Consider the following 21,280-nt stretch of genomic DNA (forward strand, 5'->3'; position numbering starts at 1 on the left):
GATTTACGACATCAACGGACAGTTGATCCAGAATGAAGGATTTGGCCACGTGGGCCACAGCGTAAGCCGACTGATTCACTTCAACAAGAACCTCGCTACAGGAATGTACCTGGTCAATGTGATGGTGGATGGTGAGCGTTTTGCTACCGAGCGATTGATTATAGTACACTAAGTTAATGACCCGGTCTGTTTGGGTTGGGTGCAATAAACCGGATAAATCCTTTATCCTATTATGAAAACAGTACCCCCGGCGAGTAATCGTCGGGGGTTTTTTAACTTGAACCTACGGAGAAGAGGAGTAGGAAGGGTTACCCACCAACTTTAATCATCACGGTCAAAAAAAAAAAAAGAGGCTCTGCCAGGAGCCTCTTTTCGTTCTGTTGAAATCAACCGGCCTTAGCCGTTCATTGAAATCAAAAACTCTTCGTTGCTTTTGGTCCGCTCGAGGCGATCTTTCACAAACTCCATGGCTTCCAGCGGATTCATATCTGCAAGGTGCTTGCGCAAAATCCATACGCGCTGCAGGGTGTCTTTGTCCAGAAGCAAATCCTCGCGGCGCGTACCTGATGCCAGAATATCAATGGCCGGGTACACACGTCGGTTGGAGATCTTCCGGTCGAGCTGAAGTTCCATGTTACCGGTGCCTTTGAACTCTTCAAAAATCACCTCGTCCATTTTGGAGCCGGTCTCTGTAAGTGCAGTAGCGAGAATGGACAGTGATCCCCCGTTTTCAATTTTCCGGGCGGCACCAAAAAAGCGCTTGGGCTTTTGAAGTGCGTTGGCATCCACACCACCGGTCAGTACTTTACCCGAAGCAGGTGAAACTGTGTTGTATGCACGGGCCAAACGGGTTATAGAGTCGAGCAGAATTACCACATCGTGGCCACATTCTACCATGCGCTTGGCTTTTTCAAGCACCAGGTTGGCAATTTTTACGTGTCGGTCGGCTGGCTCATCAAAGGTAGAGGCAATGACTTCGGCGTTCACGTTGCGCTTCATGTCTGTAACCTCTTCCGGACGCTCGTCAATAAGCAGAATGATCAGGTAAACCTCCGGGTGGTTGGCTGCAATGGCGTTGGCAACATCCTGGAGCAAAATTGTTTTACCGGTTTTGGGTTGGGCCACAATCAGTCCGCGCTGCCCTTTGCCGATGGGCGAAAAGAGGTCCATTACGCGGGTACTTATGTTTCCTGAACGCGCTGTAATGTTGAACTTTTCGTCGGGAAAAAGCGGTGTGAGGAATTTGAATGGAACACGGTCGCGCACAAATTCGGGGTCGCGCCCGTTGATTTCATCCACCTTTACCAGGGGGAAATATTTTTCTCCCTCGCGTGGGGCACGAACTTCACCGATGATGGTATCCCCCGTTTTTAATCCGAAAAGTTTGATTTGCGATTGTGAAATGTACACATCGTCGGGCGAGTTGAGGTAGTTGTAGTCCGACGACCTCAAAAAGCCGTAGCCTTCGGGCATGATTTCAATGACGCCTTCGGTTTTTACCGGATTATCAAAAAAGTAATCGGGTTGCTGTTTTTCGCGCGGCTGCCGATCCTGATTTCTGTCCTGACCTCTATCCTGGCTACGATCCTGATTACGATCCTGATTTCTGTCCTGACCTCTATCCTGATTGCGATCCTGATTGCGATCCTGACGGTGGTCGCGACGTTGGTCACGGCTTTGTCCATCGCGATTGGCATTGTCACGCCGTTTATCACGATCCTGAGATCCCCGCGGTTCTGACCGCTGAGGTCGGTTGTCGGTGCGCTCCCGGTGCTGCTCCTGACGCTGCTCCTTAGCTGGCTCGTCTTCTTTTGGGCTGGTTGAGTCTGCTTCGCTTGTTTTTTGCTCGCTTTTTTGGGTGTCGCGTGTCGGCTTTGGGGTTACTTTTTCTGCCTTTTCTGCCTGTCGAGCACGAGGCCTTCGGCTGGATTCACTGTTGCGCTCTTCGGTGGATTCGGTTTTTTTGGGCGCTGTTTTGGCCTGTGCAGGTGGATTAACAGCTTGCTCATCAAGAATTTTGTAAATCAGTTCTTGTTTTTTAAGCCCCTCGGTTTTAGCGATTTTAAGCTCTTTGGCTATATCTCGCAATTCAGTAACTTTCTTACTGTTGAGTTCAATTATGTCGTACATCAAAATGTGTTGTGGTGTAATCAGAAAAGAAGAAAAGTGTGGAATTCGCTTGTTGGATCTGAGAATTGGTTGATTTTTCAACCGTCCTGAACAAGGAATGACGCTGCAATGATACGACAAATTTGAAATATGCAACCCCTTTTCACAGTTTTTGACGTGTGGTGCTGCTGCTCAAAACGGGTCTTTTATCTTTGTCGCAAAACCTGCTCCTCATGATTCAGCGTATTCAAACCGTTTATCTTGCACTTGCCATATTGTCAATGGCGCTGATGTTTGCGTTCAAAATTTCCTACATTGAAACGGGCGATGACCTTGCCGTTATTACTGTTTATGGTGTTACCCTCAATGACCAAGCCGTTCAAAACAGCTGGCTCGTGTTGCCTCCCTGGGCCTGGAATGTGCTTATCATCGCAGCACTTGTTTCGGCTGTAGTTTTGTACCGCAATCGCCGCCGGCAAATGTTACTGGCCCGAACCTCGAGCTTGCTTATCATTGCCTACTTTGTAGTTCTGTACTTTGCAGGTACCACATTGGCAGACTCATTTACAGGAGTGGAGAGGCCTTCCTATGGCGTCAGCACATACTTTCCGGTTGCAGCCTTTGCGTTTGTTTTTCTGGCGAACAGGGCCATCAAGAAAGACGAAGATCTGGTGCGCTCGCTCGATAGACTGCGTTAGGTGAAGCTACTTATCGCGTCCTGATGATTTTGTGTGTGCTCACCTTTCCGTGAACATCATAAACTTGCAGGAAGTAAGCCCCGGGATGCAGGTGTGAAAGCGAAACGGGCCGCCCGTCAACCAGATTGTCGGTTATCTCCGAAGTGCGCCCCCAGCCATCAATCAGCAGGATACGCCGGATTGCCGGACCGTTATTGTTTATGAACACATCGCCTGAGCTCGGGTTTGGGTAGAACAGTATTTCATTTGGCGATACTATTTCCGCAATACTTGTAATAATGAGGTAGATTTGCGCTGAACTCAGGGCTGAGTCACAGTCATTATAGGCTGTGAGTTGCACGTTGAACATGCCCGCCGACTCGTACACATGTTCAGGGTTTTCGTCATTCGAAAAATTGCCGTCGCCAAAATCCCATAGGTAGGCGTTTGCGTTGGTAGAGAGGTTGATAAACACTACAGGCTCCATGGGGCCTACCGTTGTACTGCTTGTTTCGAAGCTGCTGGTAACATCAAAAAGGCCAACGCTCCACTGCTCAAGGTTGTTGTAAACAACAGTTTCCGCCGCGTTTCGAATGGTTTCGGCCATGGCGGGAGGAAGAATGAAATTGTAGGATGATGTGGCCGGGTTTTTCCTGAATAGCACAGCATAAAACGCACACGCTGCTGCAAATGAGCCTGATTCAGAGGGGTGACTTCCGTCGGGGTCATACAGGTCAATTCCCGGATGATTATCGATGATGTACCGCCACAATGCGCCTACAGGTGAAACAACGGCGTTGTTTAGCTCCGCCATCAGCATGTATCGCTCGTAGAGCAGGTCATCCATTCCCTCATACGTGCAAACAGGCGGCCATGCAGGGCAGTTGCCGGCATCGCCGAACTTTCGCCCCCAGGTCATGTAAAACACGGTTTGAGCGCAAGGACTGCTTTCTAGTATAAGGTTATTGAGCTGGGCGGCATAGGGCAGAACCTCGGCTTCAACTTGTGCCATAGGAAAAGAGGGTTTTTGACTCTGTTCCTGAAGCACCACGCAGTCCCATCCCCCTGCACCTATTTTCTGAAGAGTGTTTGAGTTGTTCACGTGTTGTACAAACGAATATCCCGGTGGCGTGCTGCTGTCGTGAATAAGTGTATCACCCAGCGAAAGTGCCAGATTTGCGACAATTTGAGGCATGTTGTTGTAGTACGTATAGCTATTGCCCACAAAAAGAACTCGCTGTGATTGAGACTGGCCGAATCCTGAAAGTTGGGCCACAATCAGAACGAATAGTAATACTGCTTTTTTCATCGTGCAATATTTGGTATGGGTTAGTACATCGGAAATTGAAGTTGTTTTCTGGACAAAAAACTGGCCCTCAATAACTCATCAATTCCATTGCAATCTTACTATTTTTGGCGCTCTCTAAAAAGAGCCTTTCATGGAAATCCCAAAAACATACGACCCGTCATCTTGCGAGGGCAAATGGTACCAGTACTGGATGGAAAACGGTTATTTTCACTCCGAACCCGACAGCCGCGAGCCATACACTGTGGTGATTCCTCCACCCAATGTAACCGGTGTTCTGCACATGGGGCATATGCTCAACAACACCATTCAGGATGTATTGGTACGACGGGCGCGCATGATGGGTAAAAACGCTTGCTGGGTGCCCGGTACGGACCATGCATCCATAGCCACTGAGGCTAAAGTGGTGCGCAAGCTGCGCGAAAAAGGTATCAAAAAATCGGATTTAAGCCGTGATGAGTTTTTGGAGCACGCATGGGATTGGACTCGTGAACACGGCGGGATTATCCTGGATCAGCTCAAGCATTTGGGAGCCAGTTGCGACTGGGAACGTACCCGTTTCACCCTCGATGAAAAATACTACGCCGCTGTTGTCAATACCTTTATAGACCTCTACCGCAAAGGCTATATCTACCGCGGCGAGCGGATGATTAACTGGGATCCTGCCGCGCTTACCGCCCTCAGCGACGAAGAAGTGATTTATAAGGAAGTGCAGTCGAAGCTGTACCACGTAAAATACCGTGTGGAGGGAACCGACGAATGGCTCACCATTGCCACCACGCGCCCCGAAACCATTTTGGGCGATACAGCTATTTGCATCAATCCCAAAGACCCTCGTCACGAACACCTTAAAGGCAAACGCGCCGTTGTGCCGTTGGTAAATCGCTCCATTCCCATCATTGAAGATGAGTACGTAGATATGGAGTTTGGTACAGGTTGCCTGAAGGTGACGCCGGCCCACGACCCCAACGATTACATCCTCGGCGAAAAACACCAACTGGAGGTGATTGACGTCATGAACGACGACGGAACCATGAGTGAGGCCGCGGCCTTGTACATCGGGCAAGACCGCTTTGAAGTGCGGAAACTCATCGCGGCCGATCTGGAAAAAGCCGGTCAGCTTGCTAAAGTGGAGGATTACACCAACAAAGTGGGCTTTTCGGAGCGCACGGATGTGGTTATTGAACCGCGCCTTTCACTTCAATGGTGGGTAAGCATGAAAGAGCTGGCCCAGCCTGCACTTGATGCGGTTGAAAAGGGTGAGGTGTCCTTTTACCCCGACAAATTTGTGAATACCTATCGCCACTGGATGACCAATATCAAAGATTGGTGTATCAGCCGCCAGTTGTGGTGGGGACACCGTATTCCGGCGTGGTATCTCAATGACGGGGAGCCTATTGTGGCCGAAAGCGCCGAGGAAGCCCTGCGCATTGCGCGCGAGCAAAGCGGCAATGCCGGACTTGAGCTGAGTGACTTGCGCCAGGACGAAGACGTAATGGACACCTGGTTTTCGTCGTGGTTGTGGCCCATGGGCGTATTTGATGGCTTTGAAACCGAAGAGGAGGTGAGCTATTACTATCCCACCAACGATTTGGTAACCGGACCGGATATCATCTTTTTCTGGGTAGCCCGAATGATTATGGCGGGATATCACTACCGGGATGATCGTCCGTTCAGAAATGTGTATTTCACTGGAATTGTGCGCGACAGCCAGGGACGGAAAATGAGCAAGCAACTGGGCAATTCACCCGATCCGTTGGAGCTTATTCAAACCTTTGGGGCCGACGGTGTTCGCGTAGGCCTGCTGCTCACGGCACCTGCCGGAAACGATTTACCCTTTGACCCGAAACTTTGCGAACAAGGCAGAAACTTCTCTAACAAAATCTGGAATGCTTTCCGACTGGTGAAAGGATGGGAGCCCGAAGCAAAAGACCAGCCTGAGGCTGCAAAACAGTCGGTGGCGTGGATGAATGCGCGCTTTTCGCAGGCACTGGCCGAAATCAATGCAAGTTTTGAGCGTTTCCGCTTGTCGGAAGCTTTGATGACCATTTACAAGCTCATTTGGGATGATTTCTGCTCGTGGTACCTTGAGATGGTGAAGCCACCTTACGGGGAGCAAATTGACACGACAACACTCGAGCAAACACAGGCTTTCTTCGAGCAAATGCTCAAACTGCTGCACCCTTTTATGCCGTTTATCTCCGAGGAAATCTGGCAGCACCTCAATAAGCGCAATACTCCTGGTGAGGCGCTCGTGGTGTCGCCCTGGCCACAAGAAGAGACCTTCGATGAGGCTATTCTGAAGGACTTTGAAAAAGTGATGGAAATTGTTACCGCCATTCGTAATGAGCGCAAGCGAAACCAGATTCCCAACAAGGAAGCCCTGGAGCTCCTCATCAAAGAAGGCAAGGGGCATCCTAAGGCTTTTAATGCCGTGATTGCACACTTGTGTAAGCTCTCATTCATCGCTTCAACCGCAGATAAACCCGCCGGAGCGCTGACGTTTATGGTGTCAGGTAATGAGTATTTTATACCCGTTTCTAGAGATCAGATAGATGTAGAAGGCGAATTGATAAAGCTCGAAGAAGAGCTGAATTACACCCGCGGCTTTTTGCAATCGGTGGAGAAAAAATTGAGCAATGAGCGATTTGTAAGCAACGCACCCGAGCAGGTGGTTGCTGCCGAACGCAAAAAACTCAGCGACGCTTCTGAGCGCATTCAAATCATCGAAGAAAAGATTGCTTCGTTGCGGTAGTTTCTCACTTTCAGAGTTTTTGTAACTTGGTCAACCGTAAACCCTTTATTCAACCGGTGATGAGATGGGCCTTTGTGCTAGCTGCATTTTGTTTTTCTTCTTCGCTCAGGGCGCAGAATTGTGTTGATTTCCTGCTACCTCAGTATGAAACCTGGTCCGAAATGGACGTGGTGTATGGCACCGCAGAACGCTACAACGGCACCACGGCAACGCTGGCCATGAATATTTTTAAGCCGGTGGGCGATGAAAACACCCAAAGACCCCTTTTAATCATGGTGCACGGAGGTGGTTTTCACGAAGGGAACCGCAACCAGATGAATGAGCTATGCCAGTGGTATGCTTCTCGCGGATACGTGGCGGCCACCATTTCTTACCGCTTGGGATTTCATCATGTACTCGCGCCGGTTTTTCCGGTAGATGTTCACGAATTGATAAGGGCCATGTATCGCGGAATGCAAGACTGCCGAGGGGCTATTCGGTTCCTTAAAGAACGGGCAAATGTTGATTCTACCGATGTGAACCGCGTGGCGGTGTTGGGTGGCAGTGCCGGTGGTTTTATTGCGCTGCATACGGCGTATATGGATCAACCTGATGAGAAACCCTCCAGCGCCGGAGCTTTGGGACCCATACTGCTGTCACCCCGTCCCGATCTCGGCCCCATTGAAGGAACAATGAACCTCAATGGGTGGGACACACAAATTCAGGCAGTGGTCAATATTTATGGTGCAATGCGGGATACCAGCCTCATCACTTCACATCTTGACCCGCCCGTATATGCCTACCATCAAAGCCAGGATCCTGTTGTACACTGCAACCGCATGAAACCCTACTGGGCACTTGTCCCGGATGCCAATAATCCGCTTGTAGATGGTTCGTGCGCAATCCAGGCCAAAACCACGATGCTCAACTTTCCGGAGCAACACGCTGTTTTTCACATTTATGACGGCGATGAGCACGATGTTCATAATATCGAACTTGTGGACCAGGAGATTGCAGTTTTCCTGAACCATCACTTATGTCAAGTTACCACAAGTATGGAAGAGGAACATAGAGTAGCTGATTTTGTGATTTTCCCCAATCCTTCATACGGAATGCTCAATATTGAATCCAGCCGGCCCGTGCAATCTGTGGAATTGTATGATATGGCCGGAAATCTGAGAAAAACCTCAGCGGTTCAACAACGCAACATCTTCAGTATTGATGCCACCGGATTGCCGGCCGGGATGTATGTTGTGCGCCTGTGGACCGATGCGGGCATTTATCACCAAAAAGTTGTGCTGAAGTAGCTTAGAATGGGTCCGATTCGCGTGCGCACTGTTTTCTGCCAAGCACCTTTTCAATAAACTTATGATCCGGCTTTAAGGAGCCTACGCCGCTCAGGTGCATAAAGGATCCCGCTCCATGAAGGTGAATGGCTTCACCATTGCGGAAAATGCTCAAATGGTGAAAGGGAATAACCCAGCCCATGGTTTCCAGAATAGAGCGAAAGTGCACAATGATGCCGCTCGGACGAAGCTCGAGATAGCAGTAGGGGGCAGTGGTTTGCAGCGAAAGCCATTTTCGGATATCGGGCGAAGCCTCGGTGATAAGCATTCTGCGAGAGCCTATTCCGCCCATCTTGATGCTGGATATCAGCCCGAAAGGCGGCCCAACCAATGCGTTGATTTCGGCCTTTATGTCGGGATTGTTGTATGTGATGTTGCGAAGCATGCTTACTTGTAAACACAGAAAAGCAATGTTGGTTCCGCGTGCCTCAGACTCGCTTGTATCTTTGCGGAGCTGTAATCGGTGCGCAGCGTTCAACTGAGAGTCTGATGGAAACAGAGCAAACACCTGAGGTTAGTGTTGTGATACCTTGCTACAATGTTGCCGCATGGGTGGGTGATGCATTGGATTCTGTATTCATCCAGAAGGGTGTTGCCCTTGAAATCATTGCTGTTGACGACGGTAGTTCGGATGAAACCGTATCGGTGATTGCGGATTGGATTTCCCGCCACCCGGAAGTAGCGGTTCAGCTTATTTGTCAGCCCAATGCGGGTGCATGTGCTGCGCGCAATCAGGGTCTCTCAGCAGCAAAGGGTAGCTATGTTCAGTTCCTTGATGCTGATGATGTTCTGCTGCCGGGTAAGATTCGGGCACAAGTTGATTTACTCGAGAATTGCCCTGAGGCAGCATTTGTTGCAGGGGCCTTTAACCGTGTAAGTGTTGATGGTAAAAAAACAGCGTCATATTCCGCTGAACCCGGCTTTTTTTCGGTTTTTGCCGGACAGGCCGGTATCACCTCTGCCAATCTTTTTTGCAGATCATCGCTGAATGCGATAGGAGGGTGGAAAGAAGATTTGGGTAGTTCACAAGAGGCTGAGCTGATGTTTCGGTTGTTGATGAAAAGTAAGCATTATGTTGCACACAAAGAATTGCTTACAGAAGTACGCGAGCGTGTATCGGGTAGAATTACTCAAAGCAATCCGGTACGTCGGGTAGAAAACTACCTCCATGTTAGGTTGACCATGTACGACTCTTTTTGCGATGAGCGCCCTGAGGAATGGGAAAAGGCCCGTGAGGATTTGGATGCTTTTCTTTTTTCCACCATTGCGCTGCTCAATCGGCTCTCCCCGGGAGTTTGGAAAGAGTACCGCTCCTACCTGGTAAAACCTGCTTTGCTCAAGCCTGTTGCTGGATTATCAGCCGTTAAAATCAAACTCGCTGGTTGGGTGGGGTATCCATTGTTTTTCCGAATCATGTCACTGTTGCCCAAGCCCGTTCTGTAGTTCTCAGCGATTCTCAAAGTGCATGATGGCATTCACTTGACGGCCAGCGCGGTAATCGTACTCTTTGGCAAGCAGGCCTTCTTCATCCCACACCAAAACTTTGCCTTCGAGTTGGTCATTTACAAAATTGCGCTCAGTGTAAGGGGTACCGTCTTCATACCAACTAAGCCATTTCCCCACTTTTTTGCCGGCGTTGTAGTGGTATTCGTATTTCAGCTGGCCATTGGCATACCATTCGCGGTAGCGGCCATGCTCCAGTCCGTTTTCAATGATCCCTTCTTTCTGAAGGTTTCCGTTTGGGTGGTACACCCGCCAAACTCCCTCTTTGGCCCCATTCAGATAGGCTTGTTCACTGAGCAGCACATTACCGCTGGTGTATATACCTACGACGCCGGTGAAGGGCTCTCCATGCATTGTGGCCACATCATCAATGAACGCTATTTCGTGTATGGGAGTAATGAGATAATCGCTACCGGGCATTGCAGACGGATTGCTTTGATTTTCCGGAGATGCACACCCTGTTGCAAGTAGTGCAGCGCCAAAGATGAAGGGCAAAATGCATCGATTCATGTATTTCTGCTTTTTTCAGTGAGGTAGATGGCCGGCAAGATAACTTCCTAGTGTTTTGGGATCGAAGGGCTTTTGTATAACATCGCAAAATCCTTCCAAGAGTAATTCTTCCCGAATAGAACTGTTGGCGTTGGCCGTAAGTGCAATAATGCGCGACTGCGGGTTTTTGGACAGAATGGTGCGGGTTGCCTCAATGCCGTCTTTTCGGGGCATTTGTAAATCCATAAGGATGAGGTCAAAGGATTGTTTTTCGATAGCTTCCTCCGCTTGTACACCATCCTTAGCTACGGTTACACTCATTCCCAGTTGTTCGAGTAGTTTTCGCGTGAACATGATGTTGACTTCGTTGTCTTCGGCCAATAATACGCGGCATCCGCTGAGTTTAGAAAGGTGGGTATTTTTATTTGTCGTTGTTTCGGTATCTCGGGTTGCTATACTAAACGGTAATTCCACGGTGAAAATGGTCCCTTCTTTTTCAATACTCGAAAAAGAGATGGTGCCGTTCATCCACTCTACGAGTTTTTTGGTGATTGTGAGACCCAAACCGCTGCCGTCTGTCCATTTTTCGCCCTCATTTCCCAATCTGTCGTAGCGCCCAAAGACTTTGCTTTGCAATGACTCGGGAATGCCCATGCCTGTATCTAATACCCTAATCATAAGTCTGGTGCATCCAGGATTTTTCTCCACACAAGAAATCCGCAGATGAACATAGCCTTTTTCTGTATACTTTACTGCATTGCTAACGAGGTTGATAAGGATTTGTGCAAACCTCGTTTCATCACCTACCAGTCGATCAGGAACTTCGTCGCTTACCTCGTGACGTAATTGCAGGTCGGGGTTGGTGTTATTCATTTCAAATGGTGAAAGCACGCGCCTTACTAACTCGCGTGGTGAAAAAGGTGCAGATTGCAGCACCAACTTCCCGGCTTCCAGCTTGCTGAAATCAAGTGTGTTATTGGTGAACATCAGGAGGTTTTGGGCAGCGTTGTAAAGGGCGTTCAGGTAATTTCTGTGCTCCTCGGCGGTAATTTCATTCCGCAAAATGTGCGTTATTCCTATCAGTGCGTTGAGTGGTGTGCGCACCTCGTGTGAGAGTTCTGAGATGAGTTCCGCTTTAGCCTGAGCTGATATCTCGGCCAGCTTTTTTTCGTTGAGCAGACGTTTGTTTGCTTCTTCAAGCTGCTTTGCTTGCTCTTCAATTTGGCGGTTTTTGGTCTCCAGAACCTCCTGGTGTTCCTCAAGTTTGCGGTTAAAATTATTAAGCCGTGTGTACATCATCACCCCAAAGACCGAGAAGGCAAATAAAATCACTGCGATGGCAATCAAGGCATTTCGCAATCGATCTTTTTGAAGGAGTATGATTTGTTCTTTCTCTCGCTCTGAGCGCAAGGCTTCAAGTTGCCGGTCTTTCTCTTCGGCCTGGTAGGCCAGTCTTAAATTATCGAACTCACGCGTTCGGGTAATTTTATGCAGACTGTCGCGGGCAAAGTCATACGCCAGGAATCGTTCATAGGCCTTGCTGAAGTTTTCCTGGGCGTAAAATAATTGAGCCAGTTGGCGCTGCGCTTCGGTGTAGGTAGCGAGGTACTGTTTTGTTTTGGCTTGCTTTAGGACTTGTAACAGGATTCGTTCACTTTCTTCAAATCGCTCAGATCGCCTGTATAGTTTCCCCAAAAGAAGGTCAGATTCGCAAGTACCATGGTGATCTTGTATGGCGCTGAATAATTCGCGCGCTTCTTGCAGTAGGTTTTCGGCAACGGTCAATTTTCCTGTTTGCAAATAGAAGTCACCCAAGTTGAGGGTCACGGTGGCTATTCCGTCTAAATTTCCCTGTTGCTTGTATAGCTGGTATGCCTGTGAATAAAGTTCGTAGGCCTCATCCTGCATGCCTTTTGCCAGCTTAATTTCAGCCATATTATTGTACACGTCGGCCATTTCACTGGGCATTTTCAAGCTTATGGCCAGCTCGAGTGCGCGTTCATAAGATGACATGGCCGTTTCGTAATCGTCCATTTTTTCGAATACCGCTCCAATGTTCAATAAAACCATTTGCAGACCGGAGGAATCGTTGAGAGCAACCATCATAAGCTCTGATTGCAAAAGATTCTTCAGTGCCTCGTGATTTAGTTCGAGTTCCATAAGGGTTACTCCGAGGCTGTTAAGGGTGTAAGCTACACCTGATGAGTCATTAAGTGCTTGAAACAAGCGCAGTGTTTGGCGGTCATTTTCCAGTGCGAGTTGGTAGTTTCCGCGATTCCAATGGTAGATACTTTTGGTGTGCAATACATCCGCAATGAGTGATTTTACGTTGGCTTCATGTGCAATTTTTTCAACGGCCTCGATAAGTTTTAAGGCCTCAATGGGTTGCTCTACCATGATGGCGGAAGCGGCATCGAGCAAGGAATCAACCAATCTCTCAGTGTAAACCGTATCGGAGATGGTAGATTCTTCTATGGGCTTCGCCTCCAATAAAGTTTCACAAACCATTGAGATGATGATGAGTAAAATAACTCTTACCAGAAGCGAAGGGCTTTTCATGATAAATTGGGAGAGGGCTGCTTTGGGTTTGTAGGCCGTGACAGAGATTTCAGATAGCCGTCACGATGTATTGCGCGATGGTGCAAATGTAAGGTAGAATTTGAACCAGATTCAATCTGGAACAATGAAATCATCCTGCGGTTTGTGGTTTAACGGGAGTCCGAATCCTCCCAAAACCTTACCTTTGCGAACCTTTTTCAGGCTCCGGCCAGTAATCAAATTCCCAACGGATGATTGAAGCAAAACCCTACCAGCCAAAGCATAAAATCAGAGTAGTAACCGCGGCCTCACTTTTCGACGGGCACGATGCAGCCATCAATATCATGCGCCGCATCATCCAAAGCACCGGCGCCGAAGTGATTCATCTGGGCCACGATCGCAGCGTGCAGGAAGTGGTAGACTGTGCCATCCAGGAAGACGTACAGGCCATTGCCATGACGAGCTACCAAGGGGGGCACACAGAGTACCTCAAATACATGTACGACCTGCTGAACGAGCGGGGCTGCGGTCACATAAAAATCTTTGCTGGCGGCGGAGGAACCATTTTGCCCGAAGAAATCAAAGAGTTGGAGGCTTACGGAATTACCCGCATCTATCATCCCGACGACGGCCGCAAAATGGGATTGCAGGGTATGATCAACGATTTGATGGAGCGCTCGGATTTTCCCACCGGAAAAGAGGTGCAGAAAGAATTCCAAACTTTCAAATCGGGTGAGCACCGCGCCATTGCGCGTATGATTTCGGCGGCTGAAAATTATCCCGACGATATTCAGAATGAACTCAAAGAAATTGCTGAGGCTGCTGAATCTTCCAGCACTCCCATTCTGGGTATCACCGGAACCGGCGGTGCCGGAAAAAGCTCATTGGTTGATGAACTGGTGCGACGCTTTCTGATCGATTTCCCCGAAAAAACCATCGGAATCATTTCGGTAGATCCCTCCAAGCGCAAAACAGGAGGCGCATTGCTCGGAGACCGCATCCGTATGAACAGCATCTTTAACGAGCGTTGCTACATGCGCTCACTTGCCACACGCCAGAGTAACCTCGCGGTGAGTAAGCACATCCGCGAGGCAGTAGACATCCTCAAGGTTTCGGGTTTTGATCTCATCATCCTCGAAACTTCGGGAATTGGTCAGAGCGATACCGAAATTGTGGATCACAGCGATGTGAGCATGTATGTGATGACACCCGAGTACGGCGCTGCCAGTCAGCTCGAGAAGATTGACATGCTGGATTACGCCGACGTCATTTCACTGAATAAATTTGACAAACGCGGTGCACTGGATGCATTGCGGGATGTAAAAAAGCAGTACAAGCGCAACCGGCAACTCTGGGATACGCCCGATGAGCAGATTCCTGTTTTTGGAAGCATCGCCAGTCAATTCAACGATCCCGGAACGAATGCCCTTTATCGTGCACTCATGCAGGTGATTGTTGAACGAACCGGAGCGGACCTCAAAACCGGTTTTTCCAGCGATGACGAAATGAGCGAAAAGGTGTACATCATTCCGCCCAAACGTGTGCGCTACCTCAGCGAAATTTCAGAAGCCGTGCGTGGCTATAACGATAAAGCCCGAAAGCAAAGTCTCATTGCCCAGAAGTTGTACGCCCTGAAAGAGAGCATGGACACCCTGGGTGATGACCAACCCGAAGCCAAAAAAGCCCTGCAGTTTGCCTACGATGAACTGCTGAAGGAACTCGATCCGAAGCACCTCGACGTCATCATCGGTTGGGAAGCTAAAAAGCAACAGTACAAAGACGAGTTTTATTCGTTTCAGGTTCGCGACAAGGAAATCAAGATTAAGACCCACACAGAGTCGCTCTCGCGCCTGCAGATTCCAAAAGTGAGCACACCTCGTTTTCGCGGTTGGGGCGATATTCTGGAGTGGAATCTTCAGGAGAATGTGCCCGGAGCGTTTCCCTACACGGCCGGTGTGTTTCCGTTTAAGCGTGAAGGAGAAGACCCCACACGCATGTTTGCCGGTGAAGGAGCCCCCGAGCGCACCAACAAACGCTTTCACTACGTAAGCCTCGATATGCCGGCCAAGCGTTTGAGCACGGCCTTCGATAGCGTAACACTCTACGGTCGCGACCCTGGTGAGCGCCCCGATATCTACGGTAAAATCGGGAACTCAGGGGTGAGCATTTGCTGCCTGGACGACGCCAAGAAACTCTACAGCGGATTTGATTTGTGCGACCCCAGAACCTCGGTTTCAATGACCATCAACGGCCCGGCGCCCATGTTGCTAGGGTTCTTTATGAACGCCGCCATTGACCAGCAGTGCGAAAAGTACATCAAGGAAAACGGACTGGAAGCCGATGTAAACAAAAAGATTGAAGCTATTTACAAGGAAAAAGGCGTAGCGCGTCCGGCATACCGCGGTGAACTTCCGGCCGGAAATGACGGATTGGGCCTGATGTTGCTGGGCGTAACCGGCGATCAGGTACTGCCTTCCGATGTGTATGGTTCACTCAAAACCAAAGCCCTGTCATCGGTTCGGGGTACCGTGCAGGCTGATATCCTCAAAGAAGACCAGGCGCAAAATACCTGCATCTTCAGTACCGAGTTCGCGCTGAGGTTGATGGGCGACACCCAGCAGTACTTTATTGACCACAATGTGCGCAACTTTTACTCTGTGAGTATCAGTGGTTACCACATTGCAGAGGCGGGTGCCAATCCTATTTCGCAACTTGCGTTTACCCTTGCCAACGGTTTTACCTATGTTGAGTATTACCTGAGCAGGGGTATGGATATCAACAAGTTTGCGCCCAACCTGAGCTTTTTCTTCAGTAATGGAATTGACCCGGAGTACGCCGTGATTGGCCGGGTGGCCCGACGTATCTGGAGCAAGGCCATGCGCGATAAATACGGTGCCGACGACCGAAGCCAGAAGCTGAAGTACCACATTCAAACCAGCGGTCGCTCACTGCACGCACAGGAAATTGCGTTTAACGACATCCGAACCACGCTTCAGGCGCTGTATGCCATTTACGATAACTGCAACAGTTTGCATACCAATGCCTATGATGAGGCCATCACCACTCCCACCGAGGAGAGCGTTCGCCGCGCCATGGCCATTCAGCTTATCATCAACAAGGAATTGGGACTGGCCAAAAACGAAAATCCGCTTCAGGGTAGTTTTATCATCGAAGAGCTCACCGACCTGGTGGAGGAAGCCGTTATGGTGGAGTTCGATCGGATTACCGAACGCGGAGGTGTTTTGGGCGCAATGGAAACGATGTACCAGCGCGGCAAAATTCAGGAAGAAAGCCTGTATTACGAAACCCTGAAACACACAGGAGAGTTTCCGATTGTGGGTGTGAATATGTTTTTGAGCTCAGAGGGTTCGCCTACGATTGTGCCTGGTGAGGTAATTCGCGCAACAGAAGAGGAGAAGAAAGCCCAGATTGAAACGGTGAAAAAACTGCAGCATAGCAATAAAGATCTCGCAGCCGAGCACCTGCGTAATATTCAATTGCAGGCCATCCGCAACGAGAACATTTTTGAAGGACTGATGGAAGCCTGCAAATACTGCTCACTGGGCCAGATTACCGACGCTTTGTTTGAGGTAGGAGGGCAGTACAGGAGGAATATGTAACTCTATCATTAGCTACTCAAAAGCAACTTTCTTACTGGTGTGAGCCAAATGGTTTTGTCGTCAACCTGATACGTGTCAGATTGATTGAACGTGATAATTGAACCCTCTTTGAGTTCAAAAAAGTCAAGGGCTTCTATCAATCCGTCTATTTCGCGTTGCAGGTTGTCTTCATTCACTTGGTGACACACCTGAACAGCCATTGCTATTTTCCCTTTCTCGAATACCACAAAGTCGCACTCTTTTTTTTCATGGAAGTAATAGAGCTCTTTTCCTTGTCTGCGAAAGTGGAGAAAAACGAGATTTTCCAATCGGCGCCCCAAATCTTCTGTAAAACTGGTCGAATTGTGCGTAAAAAGACCAAGGTCAATGGTGTAAACCTTTTTGGGGTTACGTATTTGCGCTTTCATGGAGTAGCTGAATTTCGGCAGGAACTGAAGTAAATAGGCATTCTCAAGGTGTGAAAAGTACTCCAGCACAGTACTGACTGCCTTGATGCTGAAAAGCCCTGTTAGCTTGGTTGCCGAAACGGGTTTGCCTATGTTGGTTAGCAGGTACAGAGCCAGTCTTCTCAGGGCGTTCACATCCCTGACGCCATATCTTGCGGCTATATCGCGCAGCAGAATGTCGTTGAAAAGCTGTTGCAGAATGTTGGGGTCTTTCAATCTTAGGAAGTCAGGAAACCCTCCGTCCTGCAAATAGTCTTTCATCGCCTCAAGGCTGTCTTTCTTACTCCGAAAACGGAGGGCCTCCGCGTATGAGAACGGAAAGAGTTCCGTGCTTAAATGCCTTCCGGTGAGCTTTGTACCGAGTTCTTCGCTCAACAGACTGGCATTACTGCCTGTTACCACCACTTTGTATCCTTCGTCGAGTTTTTGCCGCACGTACCATTCCCATTCCTGAAGCATTTGTATTTCATCAAAGAATAGATTCTTGACTTTTTTGCTACTCAATATGTCATCCAATCGTGAGAAATCCTCTTTGTCGAAACCCGATAGACGGGGATCTTCAAAGTTGATAAAGACGGTAGTACCCGATGCCTGTGGTAGCAATTGACGAAGCAATGTGCTTTTGCCACAACGACGAATTCCGGTGATGATACGCGCAAAGCCGTCTACCAGTGGCACATCTGCGAGTTTATCCCGGGCTGTGCTTTTGTCGGCCTTGGTCCATACCTCGTTTTGACTTGCTATCACATCGGCTAGATGTTCTTTGGTAATCATGCTCATTTTGTTTGATACAAAACTACAACATTATTAGATACTATCAAACAAAGATATTTGATAATATCGAATGAAAATGCCAAAAAAAAGCGGTTTTGTCTTCAGTTTGCCCATATTCTGGGGGTTAATCCCATGCGTCTTCCGCAATCTCCCCCCATTCAGCCGTTGCTTACTTCACAACCTCACTTCACGGAAAATCCTTCCATTGCATGCATTATTGGCGTACCTTGTAGCAAACGGCTAAAGGTTGGCGCCTGCCTGGCTCTTTAACATAACGGAGTTACTCACTTAAAACCTTTCGCCATGAAAAAGCTATGCACGCTCTTCGGGTTGCTGATGATTGCCCAAAGCTACGGCAGCACCGATACAGTTGAGGTTCGCTCAACATTGACCGATGTAACCGTCTTTTTTGACGGAGCACAAATAACCCGCACTGCATCCCTGCAGCTCGCTCCGGGTAAATACGTGCTGGCATTTAAGCAACTTCCTTTGGAGCTGAATGCAAAAAGTTTACAGGTACTTCCCGGCGCGGATATGGATATTCTATCCGTGTCGCATCAAACCAACGAATCCAATTACCGATTCAAAACCGATGACGAAAAAAGGATGGAAGAACAGATTGAAAAGATCCTTTTTCAACTGAAAGAAATTCAAAATCGCCAGGATGTCTTTGCCATTGAAGAGCGGTTTCTGCTCGACAACAGCAAGCTCACCGTAAAAGACGGTGGCACTACCGTTGCCGAAATTCGCGAGGCCGCAAACCTCTATCGGGAGCGCCTCAACGAGGTTCGCACACAACGACTGAAACTCACCACTCAATCCGAAAGTCTGGAGAAACGCATCCAGGACCTTCGCTCAGAAACGAGCAGACTCGTTGCCCGCGAAACCCGGGTGTACAGCAGGCTCTACGTGGGTGCGTCTGTGCAGAGCGCCCGCAAACAGCAACTGACGGTAAAGTATTTCATTCCCTCTGCAGGGTGGGTACCTACCTATGATTTTCGGGTAACGGAAGTAAATGAGCCGCTCAGCGTGGTGTACCAGGCCAATGTATTCCAGACTTCAGGTGAAGACTGGGACAAAGTAAACATCACGCTCTCCTCGGGTAAACCCGGTTTATCGGGTGAGAAACCATCCATGAAACCCTGGTTTCTCGGCAGGGGGAGTCCATACACGCCCCAAAGCACAGTGCGTGGCCCCTCTGCATTGAGCGGTATGGTTGCTGATGAGGCAACAGGAGAACCGTTGCCATTTGTAAACGTGATACTTATGCAGGATGGTAAGATGGTAAGTGGTTCCGCTACCGATATTCAGGGAGTATTTCGCTTCAGGCCTTTGACTCCCGGATTCTACACCTTGCAGGTTTCATTTGTGGGTTATGAAAACAAAACCCTGGGCTCCGTGCGCGTGAGAGAAGGAGGCACCACCTACCAAGAGGTGTTGTTGAAGCCCACCGCTATATATCTGGAAGCATTTGAGGTGGTAGAATACAGATCACCACTCATCGATGCTGACAGAAGCTCAGTAAAGCGAAACGACATTGGCTCCATGCCTCCCCGAAGCGCTTCCGAGCGCGCAGCTACTACTGGTGGTGTGAGGGGGGGCGGCGATGATGAAACCTGGTATTACATTGACGGAGTAAAGGTGAGGGGAACCACTAGGTTGCCAAAAGCGGCCATTCAGACTGAGCCAGTTATCCATGATTTTATAGCGCATTCTATGAAGTCCACACTCACCAACCTGGAGTACGCGATTGAAACACCATACAGCATACCTACTGACGGACAAGACCACAGTATTCGGATTAAATCGGTGGAGGTCCCGGTAGATTATGTCTATCATGCCATGCCCGCACTGGAACGCGATGTGTTTCTCACAGCCGATATTCCCAACTGGAACGCGTTGAACCTGCTTTCGGGCAAGGCTTCCATCTATTACCAGGGAACCTTTACCGGCGAAACCTATATTGACGCTCATTTCAGCAAAGACACCCTGGGTATTTCGCTGGGGCGAGATGGCTCGCTTGTGGTTGAGCGCGAGGGCAATTCCAAAAAGTACGACCGACGAAGAATAGGCAATAACATCCGCGAAAAATCAGCGTGGGACATTACCCTGCGCAACAACAAACAGGTGCCGGTAAAGATGGTTGTGGAAGACCAGTACCCGCTGTCTGACCGCAAATCCATATCGGTGGAGCTGCTTGATGGTGGCACTGCCAAAGTGGACGAAAGAAGCGGTATCATGAAGTGGGAGCTGGAACTGGCACCGGGTGAAAGGCGCGAACTCAGCTACGAGTTTGAGGTGCGCTATCCGCATGGATATCACTTTAGTTTGCGTTGAGGTGGTTGCAGGTTGCGACAGGAGCAGGCATTGGTTTATACCGGTGCCTGTTGTTTTCTGCAAATGCTGCTGTGAAGCCCCCCGCGGGTTGGATGCGCTATTTGCGTAATTTGGCGGCTTCAAACCAACCCTATGCACCCAACCTTACGCTTTGTACTTGCAGTGCTTGCCGCCCTGGTAGCGGGTGGAGTAGTAGCTGGACTTGTTGAGGCCGCCGGGCATTTCTTTTATCCGCCCCCTGAAGAAATAACCTCCGATGAAATATGTGCATACCTTTCCACTGCACCCGCCATGGTTTTTGTTTTCCCGCTAATGGCCTGGGGAGTGGGCGCCTTTGTGGCTGGAATGATGGCCAAGTGGTTTTGTCGTTACAGTAACAAACCCGCGTTTATCGCAGGCGCCATCATGCTGTTGATGGTGTTGCTGAACTTCTTTACGATTCCGTGTCATCCTTTCTGGATGCAGATTGCCGGCGTGCTGCTGCCCGTTCCCATGGCCATGTTGGGCTCACGACTCATTCCAACGCATTAGGCTCCGGTAGTGGAAACGGCGCGAATGGCCTTTACCCGCGCATTGAGCAACACACCCACCAGAACCAGGCCGATGCCCGCTAAACTGAGCCATTGCAAACGCTCATCGAAAATGGTATATCCCAGAATGACCGCAAACACAGCCCCCACGTACTTAAACGGGGTGACCTTCGCTGCCTGGTCGGCGTGCAGCGCCCGAGCCATAAACACCTGTGCAAACTGTGATAGCAGCCCGATAACCAGAAGCAAAACCCAGTCTCTTCCGGTGGGCATTTTCCAATCCCAGAAGGTCCAAAGTCCCATCATCGGCACGGCTATCAGGTGAAAGTACATCACGATGGTAACAGGATGGTCGGTGTATTTGCAGCGCATAATAGCGTTGTACGCAACCCCTGAGAGCAGCGCCGAAAGCACACCAGCACCCAGCAGCCACGTGGTAACCCGGGGGTCAAACCCTTTGATAAGCAGAATACCTGCAAAAGCTAAACTGAAGTACAGCCATTGTATAGGTTTCACGCGCTCGCGGTTGATGAAAATGGCCAGAATGACCGTAAAAATGGGTGAGAGGTATTGAATGGTGGTAGCACTCGCCAGCGGCATATTCTGAAGCGTGTAGAAGAACAGAAAAAGTGCCACCATTCCCGATATGCCCCGCGTAATAAGCCAGGGTTTGTTGTTTCCGAAAAAAGGAATACCAGCCTGAATCACAAAACCTGCCGACAGGGCGAGTTGCACCACCGAGCGGAAAAATACCAGTTCGTGCGTGGGTAAATCGCTCAAAAACTTGATGCACACGTTTACAGTGGCGAACAGCACCACAGAGGCCAGCATCAAAATCATTCCGCGGCTTTGCACAGCGCAAAGGTAAAAC

15 protein-coding genes are annotated in these 21,280 nt (G+C 49.3%); 8 read left to right on the top strand and 7 right to left on the bottom strand.

What is annotated here, in order from left to right:
• On the top strand, window positions 1–172 hold a 172-nt coding region (locus EA392_07075; protein TVR39215.1), incomplete at its 5' end, for a T9SS C-terminal target domain-containing protein.
• Between the two features lie 224 nt (window positions 173–396).
• Here the strand turns inward: EA392_07075 and EA392_07080 are convergent.
• Complete coding sequence (locus EA392_07080) at window positions 397–2,130, bottom strand: transcription termination factor Rho (protein ID TVR39216.1); 1,734 nt, start codon at window positions 2,128–2,130, stop codon at window positions 397–399.
• A gap of 158 nt (window positions 2,131–2,288) precedes the next feature.
• Here EA392_07080 and EA392_07085 point away from each other — a divergent pair, with 158 nt between their 5' ends.
• Window positions 2,289–2,807 carry a DUF4293 family protein gene (locus EA392_07085; GenBank protein ID TVR39217.1) on the top strand — a complete coding sequence of 173 codons (519 nt, stop codon included), beginning with the start codon at window positions 2,289–2,291 and terminating at the stop codon, window positions 2,805–2,807.
• 10 nt (window positions 2,808–2,817) lie between these two features.
• Here EA392_07085 and EA392_07090 read toward each other — a convergent pair whose 3' ends face one another.
• On the bottom strand, window positions 2,818–4,095 hold the full coding sequence (locus EA392_07090; protein ID TVR39218.1) for a PKD domain-containing protein: 1,278 nt from the start codon (window positions 4,093–4,095) through the stop codon (window positions 2,818–2,820).
• Window positions 4,096–4,225: 130 nt separating this feature from the next.
• Here EA392_07090 and EA392_07095 point away from each other — a divergent pair, with 130 nt between their 5' ends.
• Entirely contained in the window at window positions 4,226–6,847 is a 2,622-nt protein-coding gene (locus EA392_07095; GenBank protein TVR39219.1) for a valine--tRNA ligase, read from the top strand.
• A 26-nt stretch (window positions 6,848–6,873) separates the two neighbouring features.
• The gene (locus EA392_07100; protein TVR39220.1) at window positions 6,874–8,133 is read left to right on the top strand and encodes a T9SS C-terminal target domain-containing protein; all 1,260 of its coding nucleotides are present in this window, start codon (window positions 6,874–6,876) and stop codon (window positions 8,131–8,133) included.
• A 1-nt stretch (window position 8,134) separates the two neighbouring features.
• On the opposite strand, the gene EA392_07105 is transcribed toward EA392_07100, so the two are convergent.
• A complete protein-coding gene (locus EA392_07105; GenBank protein ID TVR39221.1) occupies window positions 8,135–8,680 on the bottom strand; it encodes a hypothetical protein in 546 nt (181 codons plus the stop codon).
• Between EA392_07105 and EA392_07110 the strand changes: the two genes are divergently transcribed.
• A complete protein-coding gene (locus EA392_07110; protein ID TVR39222.1) occupies window positions 8,662–9,615 on the top strand; it encodes a glycosyltransferase family 2 protein in 954 nt (317 codons plus the stop codon). The two genes, EA392_07105 and EA392_07110, sit on opposite strands and share 19 nt — an antisense overlap.
• 3 nt (window positions 9,616–9,618) lie before the next feature.
• On the opposite strand, the gene EA392_07115 is transcribed toward EA392_07110, so the two are convergent.
• Window positions 9,619–10,185 carry a toxin-antitoxin system YwqK family antitoxin gene (locus EA392_07115; protein TVR39223.1) on the bottom strand — a complete coding sequence of 189 codons (567 nt, stop codon included), beginning with the start codon at window positions 10,183–10,185 and terminating at the stop codon, window positions 9,619–9,621.
• A 15-nt stretch (window positions 10,186–10,200) separates the two neighbouring features.
• On the bottom strand, window positions 10,201–12,723 hold the full coding sequence (locus EA392_07120; GenBank protein TVR39224.1) for a response regulator: 2,523 nt from the start codon (window positions 12,721–12,723) through the stop codon (window positions 10,201–10,203).
• 230 nt (window positions 12,724–12,953) lie between these two features.
• Between EA392_07120 and EA392_07125 the strand changes: the two genes are divergently transcribed.
• Complete coding sequence (locus EA392_07125; GenBank protein ID TVR39225.1) at window positions 12,954–16,322, top strand: methylmalonyl-CoA mutase; 3,369 nt, start codon at window positions 12,954–12,956, stop codon at window positions 16,320–16,322.
• 8 nt (window positions 16,323–16,330) lie between these two features.
• On the opposite strand, the gene EA392_07130 is transcribed toward EA392_07125, so the two are convergent.
• Window positions 16,331–17,542 (bottom strand): ATP-binding protein, encoded by a 1,212-nt coding sequence (locus EA392_07130; GenBank protein TVR39226.1) that lies wholly within the window; start codon window positions 17,540–17,542, stop codon window positions 16,331–16,333.
• A 303-nt stretch (window positions 17,543–17,845) separates the two neighbouring features.
• On the opposite strand from EA392_07130, the gene EA392_07135 reads away from it, so the two are divergent.
• Together EA392_07135 and EA392_07140 are read left to right on the top strand one after the other, a co-directional pair.
• Window positions 17,846–19,879: a mucoidy inhibitor MuiA family protein gene (locus EA392_07135; protein ID TVR39227.1), complete on the top strand. Its 2,034-nt coding sequence runs from the start codon at window positions 17,846–17,848 to the stop codon at window positions 19,877–19,879.
• Between the two features lie 132 nt (window positions 19,880–20,011).
• The gene (locus EA392_07140) at window positions 20,012–20,410 is read left to right on the top strand and encodes a hypothetical protein (protein ID TVR39228.1); all 399 of its coding nucleotides are present in this window, start codon (window positions 20,012–20,014) and stop codon (window positions 20,408–20,410) included.
• On the opposite strand, the gene EA392_07145 is transcribed toward EA392_07140, so the two are convergent.
• Entirely contained in the window at window positions 20,407–21,249 is an 843-nt protein-coding gene (locus tag EA392_07145; GenBank protein ID TVR39233.1) for a DMT family transporter, read from the bottom strand. The two genes, EA392_07140 and EA392_07145, sit on opposite strands and share 4 nt — an antisense overlap.
• Between the last annotated feature and the right edge of the window lie 31 nt (window positions 21,250–21,280).

Source organism: Cryomorphaceae bacterium, from assembly GCA_007695365.1.
Taxonomy (GTDB): domain Bacteria; phylum Bacteroidota; class Bacteroidia; order Flavobacteriales_D; family SKUL01; genus SKUL01.